Origin of the sequence: Paraburkholderia sp. SG-MS1 (assembly GCF_012275575.1) — a bacterium.
In the GTDB taxonomy this organism is placed as follows: Bacteria; Pseudomonadota; Gammaproteobacteria; order Burkholderiales; family Burkholderiaceae; genus Paraburkholderia.
Window position 1 is genome coordinate 26761 of the sequence record NZ_NPIH01000236.1, and the last position, 24884, is coordinate 51644.

The following is a 24884-nucleotide window of genomic DNA, read 5'->3' on the forward strand; positions in this document are numbered from 1 at the left end:
ATTCAAATTCACCTCAACATTCAAATACAGGTGTGTATTAGAATGCACGTCACCACTCGAAGTCGGACGCGTATGCCAATTGCATGAACTGGTCTGCGCGTCTTCGCTGGCGGGCCGCTGCGGCTTGCCGTGTTCGTTCGCTGTCTCCAGTTGGGGTAATTGTGAAGCGTCCCGGTCCTCCCGCATCGTCGACGATGCGCCAGCAGTCCCCTCGGCCCGTGCGCCGCGCAGCTAGCGCCGTGGCGCTGGCCGCCGTGCTCACGCTGGCGGCGTGCTCGAAAAAAGAAGCAGCGGCCCCCGCGCCGCGTCCCGTGGTGGCCGTCGCCGTGCGGGCGGACGGCAATGGAATGCCGGCAGCGTCCTTGCCCGGTGAAGTGCAGTCCCGCTATTCGACGCCGCTGTCGTTTCGCGTCGGCGGCAAGATCATCGAGCGGCGCGTGCGCCTCGGCGACACCGTGAAGAGCGGCCAGGTCGTCGCCCTGCTCGACCCGGCCGATGCGCAAAAGAACGCGGCCAGCGCGCAGGCGCAACTCGAAGCCGCCCAACACGGCCTCGTGTTCGCGAAGCAGCAGCTCGATCGCGACCAGGCGCAGTCGAAGGAAAACCTGATCGCACCGGCACAGCTCGAACAGACCACCAATGCGTACGCGTCCGCACTCGCGCAGCGCGACCAGGCCGCGCAACAGGCCGCGCTCGCGAAGAACCAGTTGCAGTACACGACGCTCGTCGCCGCTCACGCGGGCGTCATCACCGCGGAACAGGCCGACACCGGTCAGAACGTGTCCGCTGGCCAGGCCGTCTACAACCTTGCATGGAGCGGCGACATCGACGTCCTCTGCGACGTGCCGGAAAGCGCGCTCGCGGGATTCGCCGTCGGGCAAAGCGCCAACGTCACACTTGCCGCGCTGCCCGGACGCAAGTTCACGGCGCGCGTGCGCGAACTCTCGCCCGCCGCGGACACACAAAGCCGCACGTGGCGCGCACGGCTCACGCTCGCCAATCCTGGCCCGGACGTGCGTCTCGGCATGACCGCCGATGTCGCGCCGCTTGCCTCCTTACAGACGAACGGCGCGGCGCGGCACAACGGCTTCTTCACGCTGCCCGTCACCGCACTGTTCCACGAAGGCCGCGAGCCGGCCGTGTGGGTCGTGCGCAACACCGACAACGCGCTGGAACTGCGCCGCGTAACGGTGACGCGCTACACCGAGCGCACCGTCGTGATCGGCGAGGGGCTCAAGGACGGCGAGCGCGTCGTGCTGCAAGGCGTGCATACCGTCACCGCCGGTGAAAAAGTCCGCGTGATCGCACCGCTGCACCCCGAGGACTTCGCTTCATGAGCACGGCCCATGAACATGAAGAAGGACGCTTCAACCTGTCCGCCTGGGCGCTGCGTCATCAGGCGCTCGTCGTTTTTCTGATCGCGCTCGCCACCGCGTTCGGCATCCTCGCCTATACGCGGCTCGCGCAGTCCGAAGACCCGCCGTTCACGTTCCGCGTGATGGTGATCCGCACGTTCTGGCCCGGCGCCACCGCGCGGCAGGTGCAGGAACAGGTGACCGACCGCATCGGCCGCAAGTTGCAGGAGACGCCCGCCGTCGATTTCATCCGCAGCTATTCGCGCCCCGGCGAGTCGCTCATGTTCTTCACGATGAAAGACTCGGCGCCCGTGCGCGACGTGCCCGAGACCTGGTATCAGGTGCGCAAGAAAGTCGGCGACATCGCGGCGAGCTTGCCTCAAGGCATACAGGGCCCGTTCTTCAACGACGAATTCGGCGACGTCTACACCAACATCTACACGCTCGAAGGCGACGGTTTTTCCACCGCGCAACTGCACGATTACGCGGACCAGCTGCGCACGGTGCTGCTGCGCGTGTCGGGCGTCGGCAAGGTCGATTACTTCGGCGACCCCGACCAGCACATCTACATCGAGATCGCCAACACGCAGCTCACCCGTCTGGGCATCTCGCCGCAGCAGCTCGGCCAGGCGATCAACGCCCAGAACAGCGTCGCGCCGTCGGGCACGCTGACCACCGCCGACGACCGCGTGTTCGTGCGCCCCAACGGCCAGTTCGAGGACGTCGCCGCACTCGCCGACACGCTGATCCGCATCAACAACCGCACCTTCCGTCTCGGCGACATCGCGACGATTCAACGCGGCTACGACGATCCGGTTGTCACGCAAATGCGCTTCGGCGGCAAGGCGGTGCTCGGCATCGGCGTGACGATGCAGCCGGGAGGCGACGTGATCCGCCTCGGCAAAGCGCTCGATCAACAGATGGCGCAATTGCGTCAAGCGCTGCCCGCCGGCCTGCAACTCGTCGAGGTGTCGAGCATGCCGCACGCGGTCGCGCGCTCGGTCGACGACTTCCTCGAAGCCGTCGCCGAAGCCGTCGCGATCGTGCTGGTGGTGAGCCTCGTGTCGCTCGGCGTGCGCACCGGCATGGTGGTGGTGATCTCGATCCCGGTGGTGCTCGCCGTCACCGCGCTCTGCATGTATCTGTTCGACATCGGTTTGCACAAGGTGTCGCTCGGCACGCTCGTGCTCGCACTGGGGCTCCTCGTCGACGACGCGATCATCGCGGTCGAAATGATGTCGGTGAAGCTGGAGCAAGGCTGGAACCGCACGCGCGCGGCGGCCTTCGCGTACACCAGCACCGCGTTTCCGATGCTGACCGGCACGCTCGTGACAGTCTCCGGTTTCCTGCCGATCGCACTGGCAAAATCGAGCACCGGCGAATACACCCGCTCGATCTTCGAAGTGTCGGCGATTGCGCTGATCGCGTCGTGGCTCGCGGCGGTCGTGCTGATTCCCCTGCTCGGCTATCACCTGCTGCCCGAGCGCAAACGTCAGGCGCACGAAGCGGAAGATCACGAGCACGACATCTACGACACGCGCTTCTACAAGCGTCTGCGTGGCTGGATCGGCTGGTGCATCGAGCGGCGTTTCGTTGTACTGGCGATCACGGTCGTGCTGTTCGTACTCGCCATGGCGGGCTTCACGCTGGTGCCGCAGCAGTTCTTCCCGAGCTCGGACCGCCCCGAGTTGCTCGTGGATGTACGGCTGCCCGAGGGTGCGTCGTTCGATGCGACGTTGCGCCAGGCACAGCGGCTCGAAAAAGCGCTGGTGGGCCGCCCGGAAATCGATCATACGGTGAGCTTCGTCGGCACCGGCGCGCCACGTTTCTATCTGCCGCTCGATCAGCAATTGCCGCAGCCCAATTTCGCGCAGTTCGTGATCACCGCGAAGTCGGTGAAGGATCGCGAAAAGCTCGCGCAGTGGCTCGAACCGGAACTGCGCAACAACTTCCCGGCGATCCGCACGCGCCTGTCGCGCCTCGAGAACGGGCCGCCGGTCGGCTATCCGGTGCAGTTCCGCGTGAGCGGCGACGACATTGCGACCGTGCGCTCGATCGCCGAACGCGTCGCCGCCACCATGCGCGCCGATCGCGGCACCCGCAACGTCCAGTTCGATTGGGACGAGCCGGCCGAACGCTCGGTGCGTTTCGAGGTCGACCAGAAACGGGCGCGCGAACTCGGCGTGAGTTCCGAAGACATTTCGAGCTTCCTCGCGATGACACTCTCTGGCTACACCGTCACGCAGTATCGCGAGCGCGACAAGCTGATCAGCGTCGATCTGCGTGCGCCGCGCGCGGAACGTGTCGACCCGTCGCAACTCGTCGCGCTGGCGATACCCACGCCGAACGGCCCCGTGCCGCTCGGCACGCTCGGCCATCTGCGCAACGATCTGGAGTACGGCGTGATCTGGGAGCGCGACCGTCAGCCGACCATCACCGTGCAATCCGACGTGTCGCCGGGCGCGCAAGGCATCGACGTCACGCACTCGGTAGACCGCGCGCTCGCGCAGATTCGCGCGACGCTGCCGGTCGGCTACCGGATCGAAGTCGGTGGCTCGGTCGAGGAAAGCGGCAAGGGCCAGGCGTCGATCAACGCGCAGATTCCGATCATGGTGATTGCCGTGCTGACCCTGCTGATGGTTCAGTTGCAGAGCTTCGCGCGCGTGCTGATGGTCGTGCTGACCGCTCCGCTCGGCCTGATCGGCGTGGTGCTCACGCTGCTGCTGTTCGGCCAGCCGTTCGGATTCGTCGCGATGCTCGGCGTGATCGCGATGTTCGGCATCATCATGCGCAACTCGGTGATTCTGGTCGATCAGATCGAGCAGGACATCGCGTCGGGGCATAAGCGTTTCGACGCGATCGTCGGCGCGACCGTGCGGCGTTTCCGGCCGATCACGCTGACCGCGGCCGCCGCCGTGCTCGCGCTGATTCCGCTGTTGCGCTCGAACTTCTTCGGCCCGATGGCGACCGCGCTGATGGGCGGCATCACGAGCGCGACCATTCTCACGCTGTTCTATCTGCCGGCGCTATACGCCACGTCGTTCAGGGTGCGCGGCGACGAGCGCGAGCCGCAGACGCCGTCCGGTGCGACGCATACGGGGAATTGAGCATGGCTACTTCTACACTCTCCCGCTATCCGCGCCTCGGTGCGCTCGCCCTCGTCGCCTGCGCGCTCGCCGCCTGCTCGTTCGGGCCGAGCGGTGAGCCGCCCGCGATGCCGCAGCCGGCGCACTACGGCGCCGAGGCGCAGCCGGCACAGACTGCGCCTGCGCAAGGCGTCACGCAGCAGTTCGTGGTCGGCGCGCGGGCGGTGCCCGAATGGTGGAAGCTGTATCAATCGGATGCGTTGGACGCGCTCGTCGACGAAGGCTTGCGCAACAGCCCCACGCTCGCCGCGACCGACAGGAGTCTCGCCGCCGCGCGCGAGCAGTTGCGCGCGCAGGTCGGCAGTTCGATGCTGCCGACCATCGACGCGGGCGGCCAGGCGACCCGCAATCGCGCGCTGGCGATCCCCGAGATTGGCCCCAACACGTTTCTGTATAACGTCTTCGTCGGCCAATTGCAGGCGCATTACACGTTCGACCTGTTCGGTGCTGCGCGTCTGGCCGATGCGGCGCTTGCCGCACGCGTGAACGTGCAGGCCTATCAGTTCGACGCCGCGCGCCGTGCGTTGGCCGCCAACATCGTCACGGCGACGATCACCAGCGCCGCCCTGCATGCGCAGATCGATACCACCGAGCGGCTCGTGACGCTCGCCAACGATCAGGCGCGCGACACCCAGCGGCGCTATGCGCTCGGCGCGGTGTCGCATGCGGATCTGTTGAGCGCGCAGCAGAGCGCGGCGAGTCTGGCGGCGAGCTTGCCGGGTTTGAAGCAGCAATGGCTGAGCACGCGTCACGCGTTGGCCGTGCTGCTCGGCCGCACGCCGGACGCGGCGCCGGACGACCTCGATCTCGCGCGGCTGCATCTGCCGGAGCAGGTGCCGGTCGTGGTGCCGTCGGAACTGTTGCGCTCACGGCCCGACATTCAGGCCGCCGACGCCGCGGTGAAGGCCGCGGCGGCCGACGTCGGCGTCGCGACGGCGCAGATGTTCCCGAGCCTGTCGCTGAGCGCGTCGATGGGACAGGGCGGGTTTAGCTGGCCTGTGGCGCTGTCCGGCGCGGGGGCGATATGGAGCATTGGCGCATCGTTGTCGCAGCCGCTGTTCCATGGCGGCGCACTGCTGGCGCAGCGGCGCGCGGCGCAAGCCACGTACGACGCCACCCTCTCGCAGTACAGGCAGACGGTGCTGGCCGCGTTCCAGAACGTCGCCGATACGCTCGCCGCGTTGGAGCACGACGCGCAGGCGCTTGACTCGGCGAATGTCGCCGCGCGTTCGGCGCAGGGGATTTTCGAAGAGACGTCGGGACGCTACCGGCTGGGCGCGTTGCCGATTGCGTCGACGCGCTCGAGCGAGCAGCAGTTTCGCAACGCACAGCTCGATGAGATCCGCTATACGAGCGCCCGTTTGACGGATACGGCGGCGTTGTTTCAGGCGATGGGCAATCCGCCAGTTGAGGCGGCGGCTACGTCGATGCCGGCGGTATCGACGGCGGACACCGCGTCGGACTAAACCCTGGATTTCGTACTGAAGGCGCTGGACTTATCCACAATTTATGTTGATGAGCCTGTTGAAAACTTTCTGACAGGCAGGCTAACACGTTGAACGCACTCGAATTTTTTTGAACGGTACTGAATGTATCAGTGGGTATTGAACGGCGGGTTTTTCACGTGGGTACACGCCAATCAGCCCGCTTGCGTGAGCCGGGAAGACCTGATAAATCCGTCTTCTCCGTTTGCATTTCCCGCTACGCAGCGCCGTTCCTCGCGGCAATCGCACCGGGTATAAACCTGAGTGTCGACCAATCTGGTTGTTGCAATCGTGCATCCCCCCAGCGCAGGTATTCAAGCTCATACAACCGGTCGGCTGGATCGGCGAACAAAAGCACGGTTATTGGCGAGCCATCTGCATCGTTCATCTCTCCTTCAATCTGATATCGACTCTAGCCGCCACGGTGTGAGTGCTCATATCCGTCAAGTCGTAGCAATGCGAAGTAATGTCACGATAAATACGCAATGAATGGGCAGATCGAGCTACCTGATTTCTCACGATGCTACTTGCCTCGGTCGTCCTGCCCTGCAGGTATCCGCTAACCATGGCCCAGCGGCCCACCGCGCATCGTCCATAGCCGTCAGGCGATAGAAACCAGAAAAGCCGCAACCTCAATAAACCCCGGCCTCTCCCGCCGGCCGATTTTTAAACCGCTTATGCACCCAATAATATTGATCAGGAATCCGTCTTACCTGTGTCTCGAGAAACTCGGTGATCCGCCGCGCGTCGACCGACACATCATCGGACGGGAAATTGCTTAGCGCATCGAAAATGGTCAGCTTGTACCCACGATAATCCGGCAGCACCTCGGTCACGAACGGCACGACCCGTGCATTGCCCGCGCGCGCCATCCGCGATACCGACGTCAGCGTGCAGGCCGGTACGCCGAAAAACGGCACGAATACCGAATCGCGCAAGCCAAAGTCCATATCCGCGGCAAGCATCACCGGCTTGCCTTCGCGCAACGCGCGCAGCGCTCGCCGCACGCTGTCGCTGCGCGGAATCATCTCCGTGCCGAAGCGGCCGCGCTGCCGCTTGGCCATCGCATCGAGCAGCAGGTTCGACATCGGCGTATAGAGCGAGGCGACCGGATGACGCGTCGAATACATCATGCATCCCGCCTCGATGCCGACGAAATGGAAGCCGACGAAAATGGTCGGCTGCGACGAGACCTCCGCGAGATCGATCGCGCTGTCCACTTCGACGAGGCGCGCGAGCGCCTGCGCATTGCCGAACCATTGCGGCCCGCGCTCGACGTAGCTGCGGATCACGTGGCAAAAGTGCGCGCGCGCCAGACGCTCGCGCGCTTCCTCGCTCATGTCCGGGAAGCACAGCTTCAGATTGGTGTGCACGACGCGCCGGCGCGTGCTTGGAATGCGGTACAGCAACGCGCCGATGCCAGTGCCGATTCGCGCGAGCACCCCATAAGGCAGGAACGCGAACGCGCGCAGCAGACCCGTCGTCAGACAGATGAGAATTCGACTTTTCACAAGGCGGGACCCGGTGGATGCTGGATGACGAACACACCGGCCGCGGCAACTTCGGGGTTGCCAACGATCGACGTGACATGCGCGCGCGTCAAACCGGGTCTCGCGCTGCGCTTCGAGGGGGGACGTCTCGCTTGCGGCGAGACGTTGCGGTGTGGTGCTGTGGTGCGTTGCCGCTGATAAAAAGCACCAGAGGCGTGATTAAAACATACTGCCGACCCCGCACACAGAATCGGCCGGAAATGATAGGAGGACAGCGTGCGGAATACGTGGCCCAGACGACTCGAACACAATCCGGCCGTGCCTTCCCTACCCTTTCACCAACTCGCGTGCGCGGGCCACCCGGCCCGCGCACGCGGGTCCGTCATGGCTTGTTCGACTCGAACAGATCCATGATCTGCTTCTTCTCGTTCGACGATACGCTCGGCGGCGGCACCGTCGGCGGCGTCATGCCCGCCGGTCCCACGCCGCCCACCGCGTCGGTGCCGGCCACCGGATTCGCCGAATCCAGCCCGATGCTCGCGACGAAGCCATTGCCCGGCATCATGTCGGTGAAGAACAGTTCGCCGTCGACCGCGGTCACGCCCGGCGGCTGCTGCGGTTCGGCTTGCGGCACGCCGCGCAGCGCGCGCTGCATGTACTCGATCCAGATCGGCAACGCGAGCTGCGCACCGAATTCGCGGCTGCCGAGGGTCTTCGGCTGGTCGTAGCCCATCCACGCGACCGCCACCAGCGACTGCTGATAGCCAGCGAACCAGCCATCCTTCGCGTCGTTGGTCGTACCCGTCTTGCCTTGCAGGTCCGAACGGCGCAGCACGTTGGTGCCCGCGCCGGTACCGGCCGTCGCCACCGAATGCAGCAGGCTGTTCATGATGTAGGCGTTGCGCGGTTCGAGCGTGCGCGGCGCATCACGCCCCGCCGTCAGCGGCTGCGCTTTCGACAGCGGCTCGCCGCGCGCGTCCGTGACCTCGTTGATCAGATACGGGTTGATCCGGTAGCCGCCGTTCGCAAACACCGAGTACGCGCCTGCCGACTGCAGCGGCGTGACGAGACCGGCACCGAGCGCCATCGGTAGATACGGCGGGGTCTTGTCGGCGTCGAAACCGAAACGCTGCGTGACGAAGCCCTGCGCGTATTTAGTGCCGATGAACGACAGGATGCGGATCGACACCAGGTTCTTCGACTTCTGCAGCGCAAGGCGCATCGGCATCGGACCGTCCGGCTGGTCGTCGTCCTTCGGCTCCCATGCGTCGCCGCCCGGCGTGCTCGCGGGGAAATACAGCGGCGCGTCGTTGATGATCGTCGCCGGTCCCACGCCCTTGTCGAGCGCCGCCGAATAGATGAACGGCTTGAAGCTCGAACCCGGCTGACGCCACGCCTGCGTGACGTGATTGAACTTGTTCTTGTTGAAGTCGAACCCACCCACCAACGCGCGGATCGCGCCGTCCTGCGGCGTGAGCGACACGAGCGCGCCTTCCACCTGCGGCAGTTGCGTGATCTGCCAGTTGCCCTTGTCGTCGGCGACGAGGCGCACGATCGAGCCCGGCTTGATCTTCGTGGCCGCCGTCGCGCGTGCGCTCAGCGCGCCCGCGGCGAAGCGCAGGCCGTCTGCGCTGATCGTCACCTGGGTGCCGTCCACCAGTTGCGCCTTTACCTGTTTCGGGCTTGCGTCCGTGACCACGGCGGCGATGATCTCACCGTTGTCCGGGTGATCGGTGAGCGCGTCGTCGATGGTCTGATCGCGCTCATCGCCCGGCGCAGGCAGTGGCACGAAGCCTTCCGGCCCGCGATAGCCGTGACGCCGCTCGTAATCCATCACGCCCTTGCGCACCGCGCGGTACGCGGCGTCCTGATCGGCCGAATCGATCGTCGTGGTGACGTTCAGACCGCGCGTATAGGTTTCGTCCTTGTACTGCGCGTACATCATCTGACGGACCATTTCGGCGATGTACTCCGCGTGCACGCTGTATTCGTTGCCGGGGTTCTTCGTGTGAATCTCTTCCTTCACGGCCTGCTCATACTGCTCCTCGCTGATGTATTTCAGTTCGAGCATGCGCTTCAGAATGTACTCCTGACGGATCTTCGCGCGCTTCGGATTGACCACCGGGTTATACGCGGACGGCGCCTTCGGCAAGCCGGCCAGCATCGCGGCTTGCGCCAGCGTGATGTCTTTCAGATCCTTGCCGAAGTACACGCGCGCGGCCGACGCGAAGCCATACGCGCGCTCGCCCAGATAGATCTGGTTCATGTACACCTCGAGAATCTGATCTTTCGTGAGCGCGCGCTCGATCTTGTACGCAAGCAGCATCTCGTAGATCTTGCGCGTGTAGGTCTTCTCGCTCGACAGGAAGAAGTTGCGCGCCACCTGCATCGTGATCGTGCTCGCGCCTTGCGAGGCGCCGCCGTGCATGAGATCCGATACGCCGGCGCGCAGAATGCCGACGAAATCCACGCCGCCGTGTTCGTAAAAGCGGTAGTCCTCGATGGCGAGCACCGCTTTCTTCATCTGGTCGGGAATGTCCTGAAAGCGCACGAGGCTGCGCCGCTCTTCGCCGAATTCGCCGATCAGCACGTGGTCCGCGGTATAGACCCGCAACGGCACTTTCGGACGATAGTCGGTCAACGCGTCGAGCGACGGCAGTTGCGGCCCCATCACCACCAGCGCATAGCCGACGATCAGCGCACCCACCACCGCGACAGTCGCGAGGAGCCCCACGAACCAGAGCGCGAGCGTCGCGCCGAACGAACGGCGGCCGGCCTCGGCATCGCGCGAAGCGGCATTGCGTCCTGGAGTGCGTTGGTAGGAATCCCGGTCTTCGCCGGACGGAGAATGGGAGGAATGCGGTCGTTTGATGATTGGCATGACTGGAATAGTGGGCGCCTTGAAGCACGCCTGTCTGCCCGCGCTCACGGCGCGCGCATGGGTGGTGATCGAACCTCGTCGCCAGAGGCGTAAGCCACCGCGCAGCCGCTTGCCCCCGGCCGGCCGCACGGCACGCCTGGGACCATGTCCGGCGCAACGTAACAGAGCATTTTAAAGAAATCAAGCCGCCTTCAAGCCAGTTTTTTTGTAAGAATTCCCTTCGCGCCGTGGCCACCGGGCATTTTGGGCGTTACGCCCGGGTTATCAACAGAAAATGGGGAAAGGCCTGTGGACAAAGCCCCTCGAAACGCCACAACTCGTTGATGTCACGGGATTTTCATGTCGCGCCCGTTTCGCATCGGTGCAACTCGTCATATGATGGTCCTGGCGCGTGCAACGATACCGGCGCGCGCTGGCGTCTACCGGATAACGCCTTGACCCGCCCATGCCAACAAGTATGCGAGCCAACCATGAACAAGCCGAGCGAACGCATCGTCGTATTCGTGACGACCGCGCAGAAACGCGCGATCACCTCCACCGCCGAGAATCTGGGCATTAGCGTCAGCGAACTGATGCGGCGCGCCGTGCTGAGCTTCGGCGCGACCAGCGAGCAGGTGAAGGCGGCGAGCATCGTCGACCGGTTGCGCGCGCCGCGCGCGCCGGATGCGCTCGACGCGGCGCTGCAACGCGTGGCGCGCGGTACGCGGTACGCACGTGCCGCATTGCCGGCGGCGTTGCAGACACACGTGGACGGGCCCTTACATGAGGCCGCAGGCGCAGCGGCGGACTCCACCGGTTCAACGGGCCACGAGCGTTCGTCGCGCGCCGCGGATGCATTGCCACTCACGCACGGCGCCCAACCCGCTCCGCTGCTGCCGGCGGGCCTCGCAGCCGCCCTCGCTGCCGAAGCCTATCTGGAAGCCGCGGCCACCGCCGAGGCGGTGGCGCGAGTCGCCGAAGCGAAAGCGGCGGCGGCAGCCGCAGCCGGGGAAGCTCCGGCACCACAGCCATCCGGGCTCGAAACGCCGCTGCGTAACGTGCTCAAGCGCCCACGCATCGACAAGGCGCGCGACGACGACGAACCGAGCGGCGACCCGAGCACGGAAGGCGGCCGCTTCGCGTAAAAAAGCAGCGTATTGCGCATTGGGTGGCATGGCCGTTGCAGATTTTTACATTAACGCGATTCAATGGTCGAGCTTTCGGCATTGCAAGCTTGGCACATGTAAATCGCAATCTGCCGAATGAGCAAAAGCGCTTTGACATTTGCATCCTTCGCATCGTTAAAGCCGCCCGTATGAATGCGCGACGCCTCACACGTAGGCCCGACCGGACGTGACGCACAGCCCCTTTCCACTCGCGTCCCCCTACCTGCCGCGCCCCGGGCGAGGCAATGAGTCGTTGCGCCCCGCCAGCCCTTTTTAAGAGGACGCGTGGTGTATATTCGCGGGCAAGTCGAAGACTCCTCGCGCGATTTAACCTTTGAAACTATTCGCCGTTTTAACTTTCGAACCGGACAATTCACGGCATCGCTATTGCAATTGGCGAGCGCGCCCCGAACTCCGGTCCGAACGTTTGCGCAGCTTCGTGCGCAGCGGCGTAAAGTAGCAGTGAAAAGCAGTTAAGCGCGCGGGATTATTCAGCGCCAACACCATTCTTTGGAGGTTTTCATGTCGCTTTTTGACAGCATTTCGCGCACGCTCAAAGGTCTCCTGAACGACGCGGCCGACTCCGTGCAGGATCCGTCGCGCGACTCGCGCCAGATCGTGCGCGAACTCGACGACAGCATCGGCAAGGCCGAGAACTCGCTGATCGAGATTCAGGCGCAGGTGGCCACGCAGCAAAGCAAGCGCGATGTTGCCGCGGACAAGGCGAAGAAGTACGAAGACGGCGCAAAGCGCGCGCTGCAATCCGGCGACGAAGCGCTCGCCCGTGAAGCCCTCGGCGCGCAAGCCACAGCCGAGGCCGAACGCGACGCGCTGACGAAGGAGCTGACCACGCTCGAGCCGTCGGTCGCGCAGTTGAAGAGTCAGATCGAAGACATGCGCACCCGCCGCAACGACCTGAACGCGCGTTCCAACATCCTGCAGGCGAAGCAGCAGATCGCCGAAGCGAAAGACGTCGCGGCTACTGCATTGGGCGGCATCGGCGGCAAGAATCTTTCGGAAGATTTCCAGAAACTCGAAGACAAGGTGGCATTGTCGAATGCCCGCTCGGACGCCCGTCTGAATTCCGCCGACGTGAAGAGTGGCAAGGCCCTCGACGACAAGCTCGCAGATTTGAACCGTGGGCCGTCCGTCGAAGATCGTCTGGAAGCATTGAAGAAGCAGCTCAACACGCCGGCCCAGTAATTGCACGGCAGTACATGCCGGCGGCCTGATACGGGCGCCGGCATGCCGGCCGATCATCCGCGCGGCCACTGGTAACGACTGAAGGAGACGGGCGCCATGCGCCCGGCCCGCAAATGAAAAAATTTCTCGCAACCGCGTTCGCTTCGCTGCTGCTGGTGTCGGCCGCGGCGTTCGCCGTGCCGACCGTTCAGCAGATCGAATCGGCGATGTCGCAAGGCAACTGGCAGCAGGCCGATGCCGGTCTGAGCGAGGTGCTACAGGCCCATCCGAACAACGCCCGCGCGCACTATCTGTATAGCCAGGTGCTCGATCGCGAAGGCCGCTATGGCGACGCGCTCGCCCAGCTGCAACAGGCCAAAACGCTCGACCCGCAAATCCGCTTCACGGACCCGACCCGCTTCGCGCAAACCGAATCACGCATCCGCAGGGACGCGGAGCGTGTGGGCGCCAATACCACGGGGCGCGCCGCGAATCCGTTCGTGCAGCAGAATGCGCCTGCTGTGCAGCAACAGTCGGCGATGCAACCGCAAGCGCAACAACATGGCCCGAGGGTCGGTATGTGGATCGGCATCATTGTTCTGATTGGCGTGATTGCGTTGGTGCTGCGCTGGACTTTGCGCCGCGCCCGCACGCAGGACGACACGCGCGCCGACGGCGATCGTCGCGAGCAGCTCAAACGCGCGACCGACATGCTCAACGCGGTGCGTTCGCTGAAGCTCGACGTGAAACTCTCCACCGCGCCGGGTCATGAGGCGCTGGAGAAGGAAGTCGAAGCAACCGAAGATCAATTGCGCGGCGTCGTCGAGGGTTTGTCCAATGGCAAGAATCCGCTGCCACCGTATCAGCTCGACGAACTCGAACAGCGTCTCGCCAGCCTGCGCGCACGTGCTGACGGGCGGCCCGATCCGGCTGCCGCAGCGGCCGCCGGCAACCAGCAGCAGTCGCCGTATGCGCGGGAAGCCGAACGCTTTGGCAATCCGCCGCAAGCGCCCTATCCGCAGCAAGGCCCGTATCAGCAGCAGCCGCCCGTCATCGTGCAGCAAGGCGGTGGTGGTTTCGGCGGCGGCATGGGCGGTCTGCTCACCGGCGTGCTGCTCGGCGAAGCGTTGAACTCCGGACGCGAGCGCGTGGTGGAGCGCGAGGTGATCGTCGACGACGAGGCACGTCGCCGTGGCAACGACGGCGGCGATGGCGGCGGCCTCGATTTCGGCCAGGGCTCGAACGACTGGAACGATAACGGCGGCGGTAATGTCGACATGGGCAGCAACGACGATTCCAGCGGCTGGACCGATACCTGAAACAGCGTGTGCTCATGCATGCCGATGCGCGTCGCAACGCCTATCGGCATGCGTCGCGTCAATCAATAGAACGGACTCCCTCGGTGAACTCACCACACGAGACCTCGGCTCGCAGAGTTTCAACTAGCCCCGTCCCTCCCCGCCTCGTGTTGCGCAAGCAGCACCGAGCCCGCAACAGCCTCACGATGAAGCGTTCCGCGTAATCGATCAGCGCCGCGCGACGCGCGGACACATCCCGCCGCACTCACCCCCCTCCCAGCAGACGCAATAGCCCCCACAGAAATTTGGCGAGCATGACGAGTAGCTCCCACAGGTGATAGAGCTGCTCCCAGCCCGAAATGCGCGCAAAAGAGTCGATCATCGTTACCGCTAGCAAAAGGAAAGGCTGCGAGGCGCAGTTCGACCGCACATCATACCGACTGCGGGATACCCCGTATCAAGTCGCCTGAAAGCACGCCGTAAACGCAGGCAGAAGACGCTGCATCCGCGCAGGATGACGGCGCTCGTATCACAACCGTCCGCTCCCTCTGCATTACCCGCGCCATCAAGGAGACGTCCATGACGCGTTTCAGCTTTCGCCGAACGGCCCGTTCGCACACGGTCGTCGGCGATATTGCCGCGCAAGCCGGCAAACTGGGCATCGAGATTTGCGACGTATCGGGTCACGTCGAGGAAGTCGCCGCGCGCGTGCAGCGCCAGGCCCAGGTATGTCGGGCGCTGCGCGAATCCGCCGCGCAAACGCTGGCGGGCAATCATCGCATCGCCGCGGCCGCGCGCGAAATGCGCAGCGTATCGGCCGAGGCCGCGACCGGCGTGCAGGGATCGCAACAGACGCTCGAAGCGTCGCTCGCCGATATTCACGGGCTGGTAGAAGGCGTGACGGTGATCGAAAGTCAGATCGGCGCACTGCGCAGCGCGCTGGCGCACGTGAGCCGCGTGTCCGAGGAAATCTCGCTGATCGCCCGTCAAACCCATCTGCTGGCGCTGAATGCCGCGATCGAAGCCGCGCGCGCCGGTGAATCGGGCCGCAGCTTCGCGGTGGTGGCCGCCGAGGTGAAAAACCTGTCGGCGAAAACCGCGCAGGCCACCGCCCAGATCGAGACGACGCTCGCGCAGCTCACGCAGCAGACCGAGCAGCTGATCAACGAAGGTTCGGTGAACACCGCACGGGCGCATCGCGTGCGCGAAGGCACGCGCAAGATTGGCGACGTCGTGCATGCAACCGGCGACGCGATCGCGCAGTTGAACAACGAAGCCGGCCAGATCGCGGCATTGACCGGCGAAATCGAAACGCAGTGTGACGGGCTCGAAGCGCAGGTGCTGGAAATGGCGAGCGGTGTCGAGGATTCGAGCGAGAACTTCGCGCAGGCGAAGGACCGCCTGGGGAATCTGCTCGGCGTGTCAGAGACGCTGATCGAGCTGACCGCCGCGACCGGCGTCGAGACCACGGACACGCGTTTCATCGAAGCGGTGCAGCAGGCCGCCGCGACGGTGAGCAAGCTGTTCGAAGCGGCCGTTGCACGTGGCGACGTGTCGCTCGACGATCTGTTCGATCAACGCTACGTGCCGGTGACGGGGACCAACCCGCCACAGTTTCTGACGCGCTTCACCGCTTTCACCGACCGCGTGTTGCCCGCGATTCAGGAACCTTTGCTCAATCTCGATCCACGTGTCGCGTTCTGCGCTGCGGTCGATGCGCGCGGCTATCTGCCGACCCACAACCTGAAGTTCTCATTGCCGCCGCGCGACGACGTCGTGTGGAACATGGCGAACTGCCGCAACCGGCGCATGTTCGATGATCGCACCGGCATCGCGGCCGCGTCGCACACGAAGAAGTTTCTGCTGCAGACTTACCGCCGCGATATGGGCGGCGGCCAGTTCGTGCTGATGAAGGACGCGTCGGCGCCAGTGTTCGTCGGCGGACGCCATTGGGGTGGTGTGCGGATCGGCTACAAGGTTTGAACGCGCGCGGCGCGCCTTCCTGCACGGCGGCATGACGTTGAAGATGCGCCGCACTCGCGGCGCACCGCCCTAAACCGCCATCACCGTGCGCTTGCGCTCGGCGCGCTGCATGAAGTAGTTGGCCAGCACCACGCCGACTGTCACGAGCGCAATGAACAGCGTCGCGAGCGCGTTCATTTCCGGGTTCAACCCGAGCCGCACGCGCGAGAACACCACCAGCGGCAGCGTCGTCGAGCCGGGACCGGAGAGAAACGCCGACAGCACCAGATCGTCGATCGACAACGTGAACGACAGCAGCCAGCCGGACACGAGCGCCTGAGAAATCAGCGGCAACGTGATCGAGAAGAACACGCGCAGCGGCGTGGCGCCTAGATCGAGCGCGGCCTCTTCGAGCGACGGATGCAACTCCTTCACGCGTGACTGCACGATGATGGCCACATACGAAATGCACAGCATCACGTGGCCGATCCAGATCGTGAACACGCCGCGCTCGGCCGGCCACCCGAGCCAGCGCGCCATTTCGATGAACAGCAGCAGCAACGAGATGCCCTGAATCACTTCGGGAATCACCAGCGGCGCGTTGATCATGCCGGTGTACAGCGTGAAGCCGCGAAACCGTCCCATCCGCGCGAGCACGAAACCCGCCCACGTACCGATGATCACCGATGCGAACGCCGTCAGCAGCGCCACCCGCAGCGACAGCCACGCCGCCGCGATCAGTTCGTCGTCGCGCAGCAGCGCCGCGTACCAGCGCAGCGAAAAACGCGTCCACACCGTGACCAGTTGCGATTCGTTGAACGAATACACGACCAGACTCACGATCGGGATATACAGGAACAGAAACCCGATCCCGAGAGCAATCGACTGCAACATCCGGTTCGGCTTCATGAGCGCCTCTCCTCCATCGCCTTGGCCTGCGCGCGCTGGAAAAACGCCATCGGCACCAGTAACAGCAACACCATCGCGCAAGTCACCGCAGAGGCCATCGGCCAGTCGGCGTTGTCGAAGAACTCATTCCACATCACGCGGCCGATCATCAGCGTGTCCGCGCCGCCGAGCAATTCAGGAATCACGTACTCGCCCACTGCCGGAATGAACACCAGCAGGCAACCGGCGATGATGCCGTTCTTCGACAGCGGCAACGTGATCTGCCAAAACGCCTTCCACGGTTTCGCGCCGAGGTCGTAGGCGGCTTCGAGCAAGGTCAGGTCCATCTTCACCAGATGCGCGTACAGCGGCATCACGAGAAACGGCAGATACGAATACACCATGCCGATATAAACGGCGGTGTTCGTGTGATACAGCTCGATCGGCGAATGAATCAGGCCGATCGACATCAGGAAGTTGTTCAGCAAGCCGTTGTTCTTCAGGATGCCGATCCATGCGTACACGCGAATCAGGAACGAGGTCCAGAACGGCAGCATCACGGCCATCATCAGCAGATTGCGGGTCGCCGGATTCGAGCGCGCGATGTAGTACGCCATCGGATAGCCGATCAGCAGACACAGCACGGTCGAGATCGCGGCGACCACTACCGAATTCACATAGGTCGCGAAATAGAGGCTGTCGGTCAGCAGAAACGCGTAATGCGACAGGTCGAGCGTGATGTGAATCGCGCCTTCGGCGAAATTCACCAGCTGCGTGTACGGCGGAATGCCGAGCTGCGAATCGGCGAAACTGATCTTCACGACCAGCAGGAACGGCACGAGGAAAAACAGCAGCAGCCAGGCGAACGGCCCGGCCACCACCGCGCTGCGACCGCTCAGATTGAAGCGTCGCACCGGCCCCTTGACGAAGGCATCGAGCGCGCGCTTCATGACGTCAGCACCACACCGGCCGAGGCGCTCCAGCGCACGTACACTTCGTCGCCCCACGTGGGCGGATCGATCTCGGTGAGCGCGAGGCTCGTCACGTTTGCGATCACCGTCTTGCCGCCGTCGAGCTTCACGTGATACAGCGAATAGCCGCCCATGTACGCGATATTCGTGACGACGCCCTTGCCCCAGTTGTATGCGCCTTCGGGCGGCTTGCGCGTGAGCGCGATGCGCTCGGGCCTTACCGAAATCGTCACCGGCATGCCGAGCGGCCCGGTGATGCCATGACTCACATACAGGCGGCACGGCAAGTCGGGCGTTTCGATGAACACGTAGTCCGGTTCGTCTTCGACCGTGTGGCCTTCGAACAGATTGGTCGAGCCGATGAACTCCGCCGAAAAGCGGCTGTTCGGATACTCGTACACCTCATGCGGCGTGCCGAGCTGGACGATCTGGCCTTCGCTCATCACGGCGAGCCGGTCGGCCATCGTCATCGCTTCTTCCTGGTCGTGCGTGACCATCATGCAGGTCACGCCGACCTGGTCGAGAATGTTGACCAGTTCGATCTGGGTGCGCTGGCGGATCTGCTTGTCGAGCGCGGACATCGGCTCGTCGAGCAGCAGCAGCTTGGGCCGCTTGACGAGCGAACGCGCCAGCGCGACGCGCTGCTGCTGGCCGCCCGACAGCTGATGCGGCTTGCGCTTCGCGAAGCGGCCCATCTGCACGAGATCGAGCGCGGTCTGCACACGCTCTTTCAGTTCGGCCTTCGGCACGCCCTCCTGCTTCAGACCGAAGGCGACGTTCGCCTCCACCGTCATGTGCGGAAAGAGCGCATACGACTGGAACATCATGTTGACCGGCCGGCGGTACGGCGGCAATTGCGCGAGGTCCTCGCCGTCGATCAGGATCTTGCCCGAGGTCACGGTTTCCAGCCCGGCCATCATGCGCAGCAAGGTCGACTTGCCGCAGCCGGAACTGCCGAGCAGCGCGAACAGCTCGCCCTTCTTCACCGACAGGTTGACCCCTTTGACGGCGACGGTCTCGCCGAACTTCTTCACGACGTCGACGATCTGGATGAAATGGTCCGCTGCGTCGCCCGGACCGGTGCCCGCGCCGGCGCCTGTAACGGCGCCCTGGCCCCGCGACGGCGCGGCTGCTCCCGCCACCGCGCCCGACTGGTCACTACTCATCATAATGCTGCTTCACTCCGGCGTTTGACGAACAAAGCCCCCGGTGAACACCGAGGGCTTCTTGATGATGCTTACCCGTTCACTGTTGCCGCGGGTCAGCGGCCGGACTTCAGTTCAGTCCACAGCCGCGTTTGCAGCCGCTGGATTTCCTGCGGCAGCGGCTTGAGCAGGAACAGGGTCTTGATGACCTCGGGCGACGGGTACACGGCCGGGTCGTTCGCCACGTCCTTGTCCACATACTTGCGGGCTTCGAGGTTGGCGCTCGGATAGTAGACCGAGTTGGTGATCGCGGCGTGCACCTGCGGCGTTTCGATGTAGTTGATCCACTCGAGCGCGGCTTCCTTGTGCTTCGCGTCCTTCGGGATCGCCATCACGTCGAACCAGACCGGCGCGCCGCCCTTCGGAATGAAATACTCGATCCTGTACGGCTTCTTCGCTTCGGCCGCACGATGCTTGGCGATCACGACGTCGCCCGACCACCCGTACGCGAAGCACACGTCGCCGCCGACCAGGTCGTTGATATAGCCCGACGAGTTGAACTGCGTGATGTACGGGCGAATTTTCTTGAGCATGGCGAGCGCGGCGCGGTAGTCGTCCGGGTTCGTGCTCATCGGGTCCTTGCCCATGTAGTGCAGCGCGGCGGCGAACATCTGGTCCGGCGCGTCGAGCACGGACACGCCGCAGGCTTTCAGCTTCGAAATGTTTTCCGGCTTGAACAGGATGTCCCAGCTGTCGAGCGGCGTGTTCTTGCCGAGAATCTGCTGCGCCTTGTTGACGTTGTACGCGAGACCGGTCGTGCCGTACGCCCAGGGCACCGTGTATTTGTTGCCCGGATCGGCGCCCGCCACCAGCGCCATCAGCGATGGGTCGAGGTACTTCAGATTCGGCAGCTTCGATTTGTCGAGCGGCTCGAAGATGCCCGCGGCGATCTGCTTGCCCGCGTAGTTGCTGGTCGGCACGACGATGTCGTAGCCGGAATTGCCGGTGAGGAGCTTCGCCTGCAGCGTGTCGTCGCTGTCGTAGTTGTCGTATTTGACCTGGACGCCGCTTTGCTTGGTGAAGTTCGGAATGGTGTCCTTGGCGATGTAATCGGACCAGTTGTACACGTTCAGTTGCGTGTCTTTCGCAGCGGCCGTCAACCACGGCGTCGCACACAAGATCAGCGCCGCCATTTGCCCCACTACCCGTCTTTTCATCCCGTTCTCCGATCGTGGCCCGCTCACGCCGACCGTCGTCACTCATGCCGCGGCGTTGCGCACACGGCTCCCCTGAAACCACGAAAACTACCATCAATTATTGCGCGGTCCAAAAAAAACGCCGCGCTGTCGCGCAAACGGTACAGCGCAGGCGGCACCGCTGCAAAATGGCCGCAATTTTAGCGGGTTATCCGCGCGTGTCTACCCGAAAAAATGCCCCGCGAGCGGCTTTGTCGTTATCTGGCTGTCGGGTCGAAGCGGCCGGGGCACGGTGCGGTCCTGGAATGGGGCGACTGATGCTCGGTGGGCGGGCACGTTTTGCTGGCAGGCGGTGGCGAATTCCCTGCTTTCGGCTCGCACCGGACGAGATACCGCGAACACGCGGCCGGCGTATGCCGTGTGCCCGTCGACGGTGCACAATAGCAACTGGATGACCGGCAACCGGCGCAGCGCCGTTCGCTCGCCGGGTCCGCCCTGTATGGCCGGCCCCACGCGCCGCCGACGCCTGCGCGTTGGGCACGTGGCTTGCGAGAGCATGCAGTCCCCGAGTCTCAGGCATCGATGAACACCAATCCCTTCGCGTTGCGGCCCAACCGCCGCCGGCGTCTGCCTGGCGACGGTTCGCCGCGTCCGGCGCACTGGTTGTCGTTCGTCGGCGCCGGCGCGCTGATCGCGGTCGGCTATATCGACCCCGGCAACTGGGCGACCGCGCTCGGCGCCGGCGCGGGCTACGGCTATCGGCTGCTCGGCGTGGTGTTGCTGGCGAGCGTGATGGCGATGCTGCTGCAGTGGCTGTCGTCGCGGCTGGGCGTCGTGACCGGACGTGATCTCGCGCAGGTCTGCCGCGAGCGCAGCGGCCGGCGCGGCACCCTCTTCCTGTGGCTGACCAGCGAGATCGCGATCATCGCGTGCGACGTCGCCGAGGTGGTCGGCAGCGCCGTCGCGCTGCAATTGCTGCTCGGGGTGTCGCTGACGGTCGGCGTCCTGATGTCGGCGGTATGTACCTTCGCGCTGCTCGCGCTTCAGCAGAAAGGCGGCCGCAAGCTCGAAGCGGTGATCGCGGCGCTGATCGGCTTCGTCGGCCTGTGCTTCGTGGTACAGCTGGCGCTGGCGCGGCCCAACTGGCACGCGGCGCTCGCCGGCGCCGCGCCGAGCGTCGAACTGCTGAGGAACGCCGGTATGGTGTGGCTCGCGGCGGGCATCGTCGGCGCGACGGTGATGCCGCACAACCTTTATCTGCACTCGACGCTCGTCAAGCATCACGCGCCGGAAGGCAGCGACGCGCAGATCAAAGTCGCGCTGCAGGTCGTCAACATCGATACGTTCGCGTCGCTGGCGTTTGCTTTCGTGATCAACGCGGCGCTGCTGATCGTGGCCGCCGCGGTGTTCTATGCGAGTGGCTATCGCGACGTCACCGATCTCGCCGACGCACACCGGCTGATCGCGCCGCTCGTCGGCACGCACTGGGCCAGCATTCTGTTCGCCGCGGCGCTGCTTGCCTGCGGCCTGAGCGCGACCGTCACCGGGACGCTGGCGGGTCAGGCGGTGATGGAAGGCTTTCTGCAGATCCGCCTGCCGCGCTGGAAGCGCGCGCTGCTCACCCGCGCACTGGCGATCGGGCCAGCGCTGTTCGCGGTCGCGCTGTTCGGCCAGCATGGCTCCAACCAGTTGCTGGTGGCAAGCCAGGTGGTGCTGAGCCTGCAACTGCCGCTGGCGGTCGTGCCGTTGATCCGCTACACGTCCGACGAGGGCCTGATGCGCGGCTGGCGCGTGCGCGGCGTGCCGCTCGCGCTGGCGTGGCTGTCCGCTGCGTTCATCATCGTGCTCAACGGTGCGCTGCTGTGGCAGCTGGCGTTTGGCGGCTGAGGCGGCGCTTGCACAGCTTCGTGGCGAGAGAAGCGGTCTGTGCGGCTTTGCTTCCGGGCGGCGAGCATGGGGTTGCGGGTAACGACGTGCCCAGGCATGGACACGCCGCGTTTGCTCAGCCTGCTGCTGCGAGGCGCATGCCGCCCATCGGTTAACATAGCGGAACTTCGTCTCTTCGCTCCAAGGTTTCCGATGTCTTCGAATCTCCACGATCTTCCCGACAGCCCGTGCATCGGCGTATGTTCCACGCTTTTCGACGAAGTTTGCAAAGGCTGTGGCCGCACCGCCACCGAAGTGTCGAACTGGGTGTTCCTGAGCGACGAGGAAAAGCGCGCCGTGTGGGTGCGCATCGAGCAGGAAGGCACGGCGATGCGCTTTCAGAACGACAGGCTCTAAAGCCTCGCTCGGTTTTTGGGGCATCTGTACGCCCCGCGCCCGCGCAGCGTTGCGATCATGAAAATCGCCGGGGTCACGCCCGGCGTTTCTTTTGGCGAGCCGGTGAGCCGAGACGCCGACGCCCATGCCCATCCCACCTTGCACGATCGGCCGCAGCGAGCGGCCGCGAATGGCCAGCGGCGGGAAGGAGTGAGAGCGCGGCTGGCTTTGCGTCAGGTCAACGCGATTGCAATGAACCTGATGTGCGTAGCATACGGTTGATGCCGATCAGCCGAAGCGAATACCCAATGCAATACGAGACGATACGCCGCTCGCCCAATAAAAAAGCCCGCTTCGAAAAAGCGGGCTTTGCGATGCAACGTGTGCGAGTCGCGCGTGCGTCGATGACGCTTACTGCACACCCTGGCTCAGCAGAAAGTCTTCGTAGTTGCCACCGAAGTCGTTCAACGTGCCATCGGTCCTCACTTCGATGATGCGGTTCGCGAGGCCGCTCACGAATTCGCGGTCGTGCGAAACGAAAATCAGCGTGCCTTCGAACTTGTCGAGCGCTATCTGCAGCGACTCGATCGATTCCATGTCCATGTGGTTGGTCGGCTCGTCCATCAGCAGCACGTTGTGGCGGCCCAGCATCAGCTTGCCCCAGATCATGCGGCCCTTCTCGCCACCGGACAGCACCTTGACCGACTTGCGGATGTCGTCCGCGTTGAACAGCAGGCGGCCGAGCGTGCCACGCACCATCTGCTCGTCGTCGCCTTCCTGACGGTAGCTGTCGATCCAGTCCATAAGCGTGACATCGTTCGGAAACTCCTCGTACGTGTCCTGCGGCATGTAGCCGACGTTCGCGTTCTCCGCCCACTTCACGTTGCCGTGATCGAGTTCGAGCTTGCCGAGCAACGAGCGCAGCAGCGTGGTCTTGCCAGCGCCGTTCTCGCCGATGATCGCGATCCGCTCGCCCGGCTGCACGCTGATGCTGAAGTCGTTGAAGATGGTGCGCTCGTACTTCTTCGAGATCTTCTCGGCCACCACCGCGATGTTGTGCAGCTTCTTCTCGTATTCGAAGCGGATGAACGGGTTCTGCCGCGACGACGGCTTGAATTCCTCGATCTTGATCTTGTCGATCATCTTCAGACGGCTGGTGGCCTGGCGCGCCTTCGACTTGTTCGCCGAGAAGCGGCGCACGAAGTCCTGCAGGTCGGCGACGCGTTCCTTCGCCTTCGCGTTGGCGTTCTGCTGACGCTCACGCGCCTGCGTGCTGGCCAGCATGTAGTCGTCGTAATTGCCCGGATAGACCTTCAGCGTGCCGAAGTCCATGTCGGCCATGTGCGTGCAGACCTGGTTAAGGAAGTGTCGATCGTGCGAGATGATGATCATCGTCGAGTTGTACTGGTTGAGCACGTCTTCCAGCCAGCGGATCGAGTTGATGTCCAGGTTGTTGGTCGGCTCGTCCAGCAGCAGCACGTCCGGCTTCGAGAACAGCGCCTGCGCGAGCAGCACGCGCAGCTTCCAGCCCGGCGCCACGTTGCTCATGGGGCCGTTGTGATCTTCGATCGCAATGCCGATGCCGAGCAGCAACTCGCCCGCGCGCGCTTCGGCGGTGTAGCCGTCGTACTCGGCGAACTTCGCTTCGAGTTCGGCGGCGTGCATGTAGTCGTCGTCGGTGGCGTCGGGGTTCGCGTAGATCGCATCGCGCTCGGTCATCGCGGACCACATTTCGGCGTGGCCCATCATAACGACGTCGAGCACGCGCACGTCTTCGTACGCGAACTGGTCCTGGCGCAATTTACCGAGGCGAATGTTCGGTTCGAGCATGACGTTGCCCGAGCTCGGCTCCAGGTCGGAACCGAGAATCTTCATGAAGGTGGATTTACCGCAACCGTTCGCACCGATCAGGCCATAGCGGTTGCCACCCCCGAATTTGACCGAAATGTTCTCGAAGAGGGGCTTCGGCCCGAATTGCATGGTGATATTGGCAGTAGACAGCACGGCGCGTCCCTTTGAATGTGATATCGGCGAAAAACCCAATATTTTAGCAGGTTATCGCGAATTCAACCCACGCGCACTTCGCCGTGCCCCTCGCGTTACCCGCCCGAGGCGCCGCGCGGCGTCTGCAAAACGTCGATGAAGGCTGATAGATCGGCCTCGGCCAGCCCCATCGCCGCGCCCAGCCGCAGCAATTGCTGGACCGTCGACGAGACCGGCATCGGCGTGCCGGTCTCATACGCGGTGGCCGCGACCGTGTCGATGTCCTTCTGGAAGGTGCGCAACGCGCCGATCGGCGCGAGACCGGTCTGCGTCATGCGCGGCACGAAGATTTGCAATAGCACGGAGTCCGCCCAGCCGCCGGCAAGCCCCTCGGTCAGTTTCGCCGCGTCGAGGCCGCTGCGCTGCGCGAGGCTGACCGCCTCGGCTATCGCGGCCAGCGTCGCGGTGACGATGGTCTGATTGCACAACTTCGCGG

Annotated in this window: 18 protein-coding genes; 9 read left to right on the forward strand and 9 right to left on the reverse strand. The window is 64.2% G+C overall.

The window, feature by feature from the left end; translation table 11 throughout:
• The first annotated feature begins 194 nt into the window (after positions 1 to 194).
• The 3 genes from CIC12_RS22620 to CIC12_RS22630 are packed head-to-tail and all read left to right on the forward strand — an operon-like array spanning position 195 to position 5967.
• Positions 195 to 1337: an efflux RND transporter periplasmic adaptor subunit gene (locus tag CIC12_RS22620; protein WP_168667177.1), complete on the forward strand. Its 1143-nt coding sequence runs from the start codon at positions 195 to 197 to the stop codon at positions 1335 to 1337.
• Positions 1334 to 4462, forward strand: coding sequence for an efflux RND transporter permease subunit (locus CIC12_RS22625; protein ID WP_168667178.1), 3129 nt, complete (start codon positions 1334 to 1336; stop codon positions 4460 to 4462). Before CIC12_RS22620 ends, CIC12_RS22625 begins: the two co-directional genes overlap by 4 nt.
• A 2-nt stretch (positions 4463 to 4464) precedes the next feature.
• Positions 4465 to 5967, forward strand: a complete 1503-nt coding sequence (locus tag CIC12_RS22630; RefSeq protein ID WP_168667179.1) for an efflux transporter outer membrane subunit — start codon at positions 4465 to 4467, stop codon at positions 5965 to 5967.
• A 235-nt stretch (positions 5968 to 6202) separates the two neighbouring features.
• Here CIC12_RS22630 and CIC12_RS33910 read toward each other — a convergent pair whose 3' ends face one another.
• The 3 genes from CIC12_RS33910 to CIC12_RS22640 all read right to left on the reverse strand — a co-directional run bounded on the left by CIC12_RS33910 (position 6203) and on the right by CIC12_RS22640 (position 10356).
• Positions 6203 to 6385, reverse strand: a complete 183-nt coding sequence (locus CIC12_RS33910) for a hypothetical protein (protein ID WP_446728031.1) — start codon at positions 6383 to 6385, stop codon at positions 6203 to 6205.
• Positions 6386 to 6617: 232 nt separating this feature from the next.
• Complete coding sequence (locus CIC12_RS22635; protein ID WP_168667180.1) at positions 6618 to 7496, reverse strand: lipid A biosynthesis lauroyl acyltransferase; 879 nt, start codon at positions 7494 to 7496, stop codon at positions 6618 to 6620.
• A gap of 361 nt (positions 7497 to 7857) precedes the next feature.
• Complete coding sequence (locus CIC12_RS22640; protein WP_168667181.1) at positions 7858 to 10356, reverse strand: penicillin-binding protein 1A; 2499 nt, start codon at positions 10354 to 10356, stop codon at positions 7858 to 7860.
• Between the two features lie 470 nt (positions 10357 to 10826).
• On the opposite strand from CIC12_RS22640, the gene CIC12_RS22645 reads away from it, so the two are divergent.
• From CIC12_RS22645 to CIC12_RS22660, 4 genes are all read left to right on the forward strand, one after another.
• Complete coding sequence (locus CIC12_RS22645) at positions 10827 to 11480, forward strand: hypothetical protein (protein ID WP_168667182.1); 654 nt, start codon at positions 10827 to 10829, stop codon at positions 11478 to 11480.
• A gap of 543 nt (positions 11481 to 12023) precedes the next feature.
• On the forward strand, positions 12024 to 12704 hold the full coding sequence (locus tag CIC12_RS22650) for a PspA/IM30 family protein (protein ID WP_168667183.1): 681 nt from the start codon (positions 12024 to 12026) through the stop codon (positions 12702 to 12704).
• A gap of 113 nt (positions 12705 to 12817) precedes the next feature.
• Positions 12818 to 14002: a tetratricopeptide repeat protein gene (locus CIC12_RS22655; RefSeq protein WP_168667185.1), complete on the forward strand. Its 1185-nt coding sequence runs from the start codon at positions 12818 to 12820 to the stop codon at positions 14000 to 14002.
• A gap of 558 nt (positions 14003 to 14560) precedes the next feature.
• The gene (locus tag CIC12_RS22660) at positions 14561 to 15964 is read left to right on the forward strand and encodes a methyl-accepting chemotaxis protein (RefSeq protein ID WP_168667187.1); all 1404 of its coding nucleotides are present in this window, start codon (positions 14561 to 14563) and stop codon (positions 15962 to 15964) included.
• 69 nt (positions 15965 to 16033) lie between these two features.
• Here the strand turns inward: CIC12_RS22660 and CIC12_RS22665 are convergent, their stop codons facing one another.
• The 4 genes from CIC12_RS22665 to CIC12_RS22680 all read right to left on the reverse strand — a co-directional run bounded on the left by CIC12_RS22665 (position 16034) and on the right by CIC12_RS22680 (position 20164).
• Entirely contained in the window at positions 16034 to 16852 is an 819-nt protein-coding gene (locus CIC12_RS22665; protein ID WP_168667188.1) for an ABC transporter permease subunit, read from the reverse strand.
• Positions 16849 to 17781, reverse strand: coding sequence for an ABC transporter permease subunit (locus CIC12_RS22670; RefSeq protein ID WP_168667189.1), 933 nt, complete (start codon positions 17779 to 17781; stop codon positions 16849 to 16851). Before CIC12_RS22670 ends, CIC12_RS22665 begins: the two co-directional genes overlap by 4 nt.
• A complete protein-coding gene (locus tag CIC12_RS22675) occupies positions 17778 to 18968 on the reverse strand; it encodes an ABC transporter ATP-binding protein (RefSeq protein WP_168667198.1) in 1191 nt (396 codons plus the stop codon). The genes CIC12_RS22670 and CIC12_RS22675 overlap by 4 nt, the downstream gene beginning before the upstream one ends.
• Before the next feature lie 95 nt (positions 18969 to 19063).
• Positions 19064 to 20164 carry a polyamine ABC transporter substrate-binding protein gene (locus CIC12_RS22680; protein WP_168667190.1) on the reverse strand — a complete coding sequence of 367 codons (1101 nt, stop codon included), beginning with the start codon at positions 20162 to 20164 and terminating at the stop codon, positions 19064 to 19066.
• A gap of 561 nt (positions 20165 to 20725) precedes the next feature.
• Between CIC12_RS22680 and CIC12_RS22685 the strand changes: the two genes are divergently transcribed.
• On the forward strand, positions 20726 to 22030 hold the full coding sequence (locus tag CIC12_RS22685) for an Nramp family divalent metal transporter (RefSeq protein ID WP_168667191.1): 1305 nt from the start codon (positions 20726 to 20728) through the stop codon (positions 22028 to 22030).
• Between the two features lie 192 nt (positions 22031 to 22222).
• Complete coding sequence (locus tag CIC12_RS22690; RefSeq protein WP_121317842.1) at positions 22223 to 22426, forward strand: DUF1289 domain-containing protein; 204 nt, start codon at positions 22223 to 22225, stop codon at positions 22424 to 22426.
• A 390-nt stretch (positions 22427 to 22816) separates the two neighbouring features.
• Here the strand turns inward: CIC12_RS22690 and CIC12_RS22695 are convergent, their stop codons facing one another.
• A complete protein-coding gene (locus CIC12_RS22695; protein ID WP_168667192.1) occupies positions 22817 to 24409 on the reverse strand; it encodes an ABC-F family ATPase in 1593 nt (530 codons plus the stop codon).
• 95 nt (positions 24410 to 24504) lie between these two features.
• Positions 24505 to 24884: NAD-binding protein (locus CIC12_RS22700; protein WP_168667193.1), on the reverse strand; the 380-nt coding region annotated here is incomplete at its 5' end.

Excerpts from the sequence above, each read along its gene's own strand:
- CIC12_RS22620 (WP_168667177.1), top strand. The coding sequence starts at position 195 with ATGCGCCAGCAGTCCCCTCGGCCCGTGCGCCGCGCAGCTAGCGCCGTG.
- CIC12_RS22625 (WP_168667178.1), top strand. The coding sequence starts at position 1,334 with ATGAGCACGGCCCATGAACATGAAGAAGGACGCTTCAACCTGTCCGCC.
- CIC12_RS22630 (WP_168667179.1), top strand. The coding sequence starts at position 4,465 with ATGGCTACTTCTACACTCTCCCGCTATCCGCGCCTCGGTGCGCTCGCC.
- CIC12_RS22640 (WP_168667181.1), bottom strand. The coding sequence starts at position 10,356 with ATGCCAATCATCAAACGACCGCATTCCTCCCATTCTCCGTCCGGCGAA.
- CIC12_RS22645 (WP_168667182.1), top strand. The coding sequence starts at position 10,827 with ATGAACAAGCCGAGCGAACGCATCGTCGTATTCGTGACGACCGCGCAG.
- CIC12_RS22650 (WP_168667183.1), top strand. The coding sequence starts at position 12,024 with ATGTCGCTTTTTGACAGCATTTCGCGCACGCTCAAAGGTCTCCTGAAC.
- CIC12_RS22655 (WP_168667185.1), top strand. The coding sequence starts at position 12,818 with ATGAAAAAATTTCTCGCAACCGCGTTCGCTTCGCTGCTGCTGGTGTCG.
- CIC12_RS22660 (WP_168667187.1), top strand. The coding sequence starts at position 14,561 with ATGACGCGTTTCAGCTTTCGCCGAACGGCCCGTTCGCACACGGTCGTC.
- CIC12_RS22665 (WP_168667188.1), bottom strand. The coding sequence starts at position 16,852 with ATGAAGCCGAACCGGATGTTGCAGTCGATTGCTCTCGGGATCGGGTTT.
- CIC12_RS22670 (WP_168667189.1), bottom strand. The coding sequence starts at position 17,781 with ATGAAGCGCGCGCTCGATGCCTTCGTCAAGGGGCCGGTGCGACGCTTC.
- CIC12_RS22675 (WP_168667198.1), bottom strand. The coding sequence starts at position 18,968 with ATGAGTAGTGACCAGTCGGGCGCGGTGGCGGGAGCAGCCGCGCCGTCG.
- CIC12_RS22680 (WP_168667190.1), bottom strand. The coding sequence starts at position 20,164 with ATGAAAAGACGGGTAGTGGGGCAAATGGCGGCGCTGATCTTGTGTGCG.
- CIC12_RS22685 (WP_168667191.1), top strand. The coding sequence starts at position 20,726 with ATGAACACCAATCCCTTCGCGTTGCGGCCCAACCGCCGCCGGCGTCTG.
- CIC12_RS22690 (WP_121317842.1), top strand. The coding sequence starts at position 22,223 with ATGTCTTCGAATCTCCACGATCTTCCCGACAGCCCGTGCATCGGCGTA.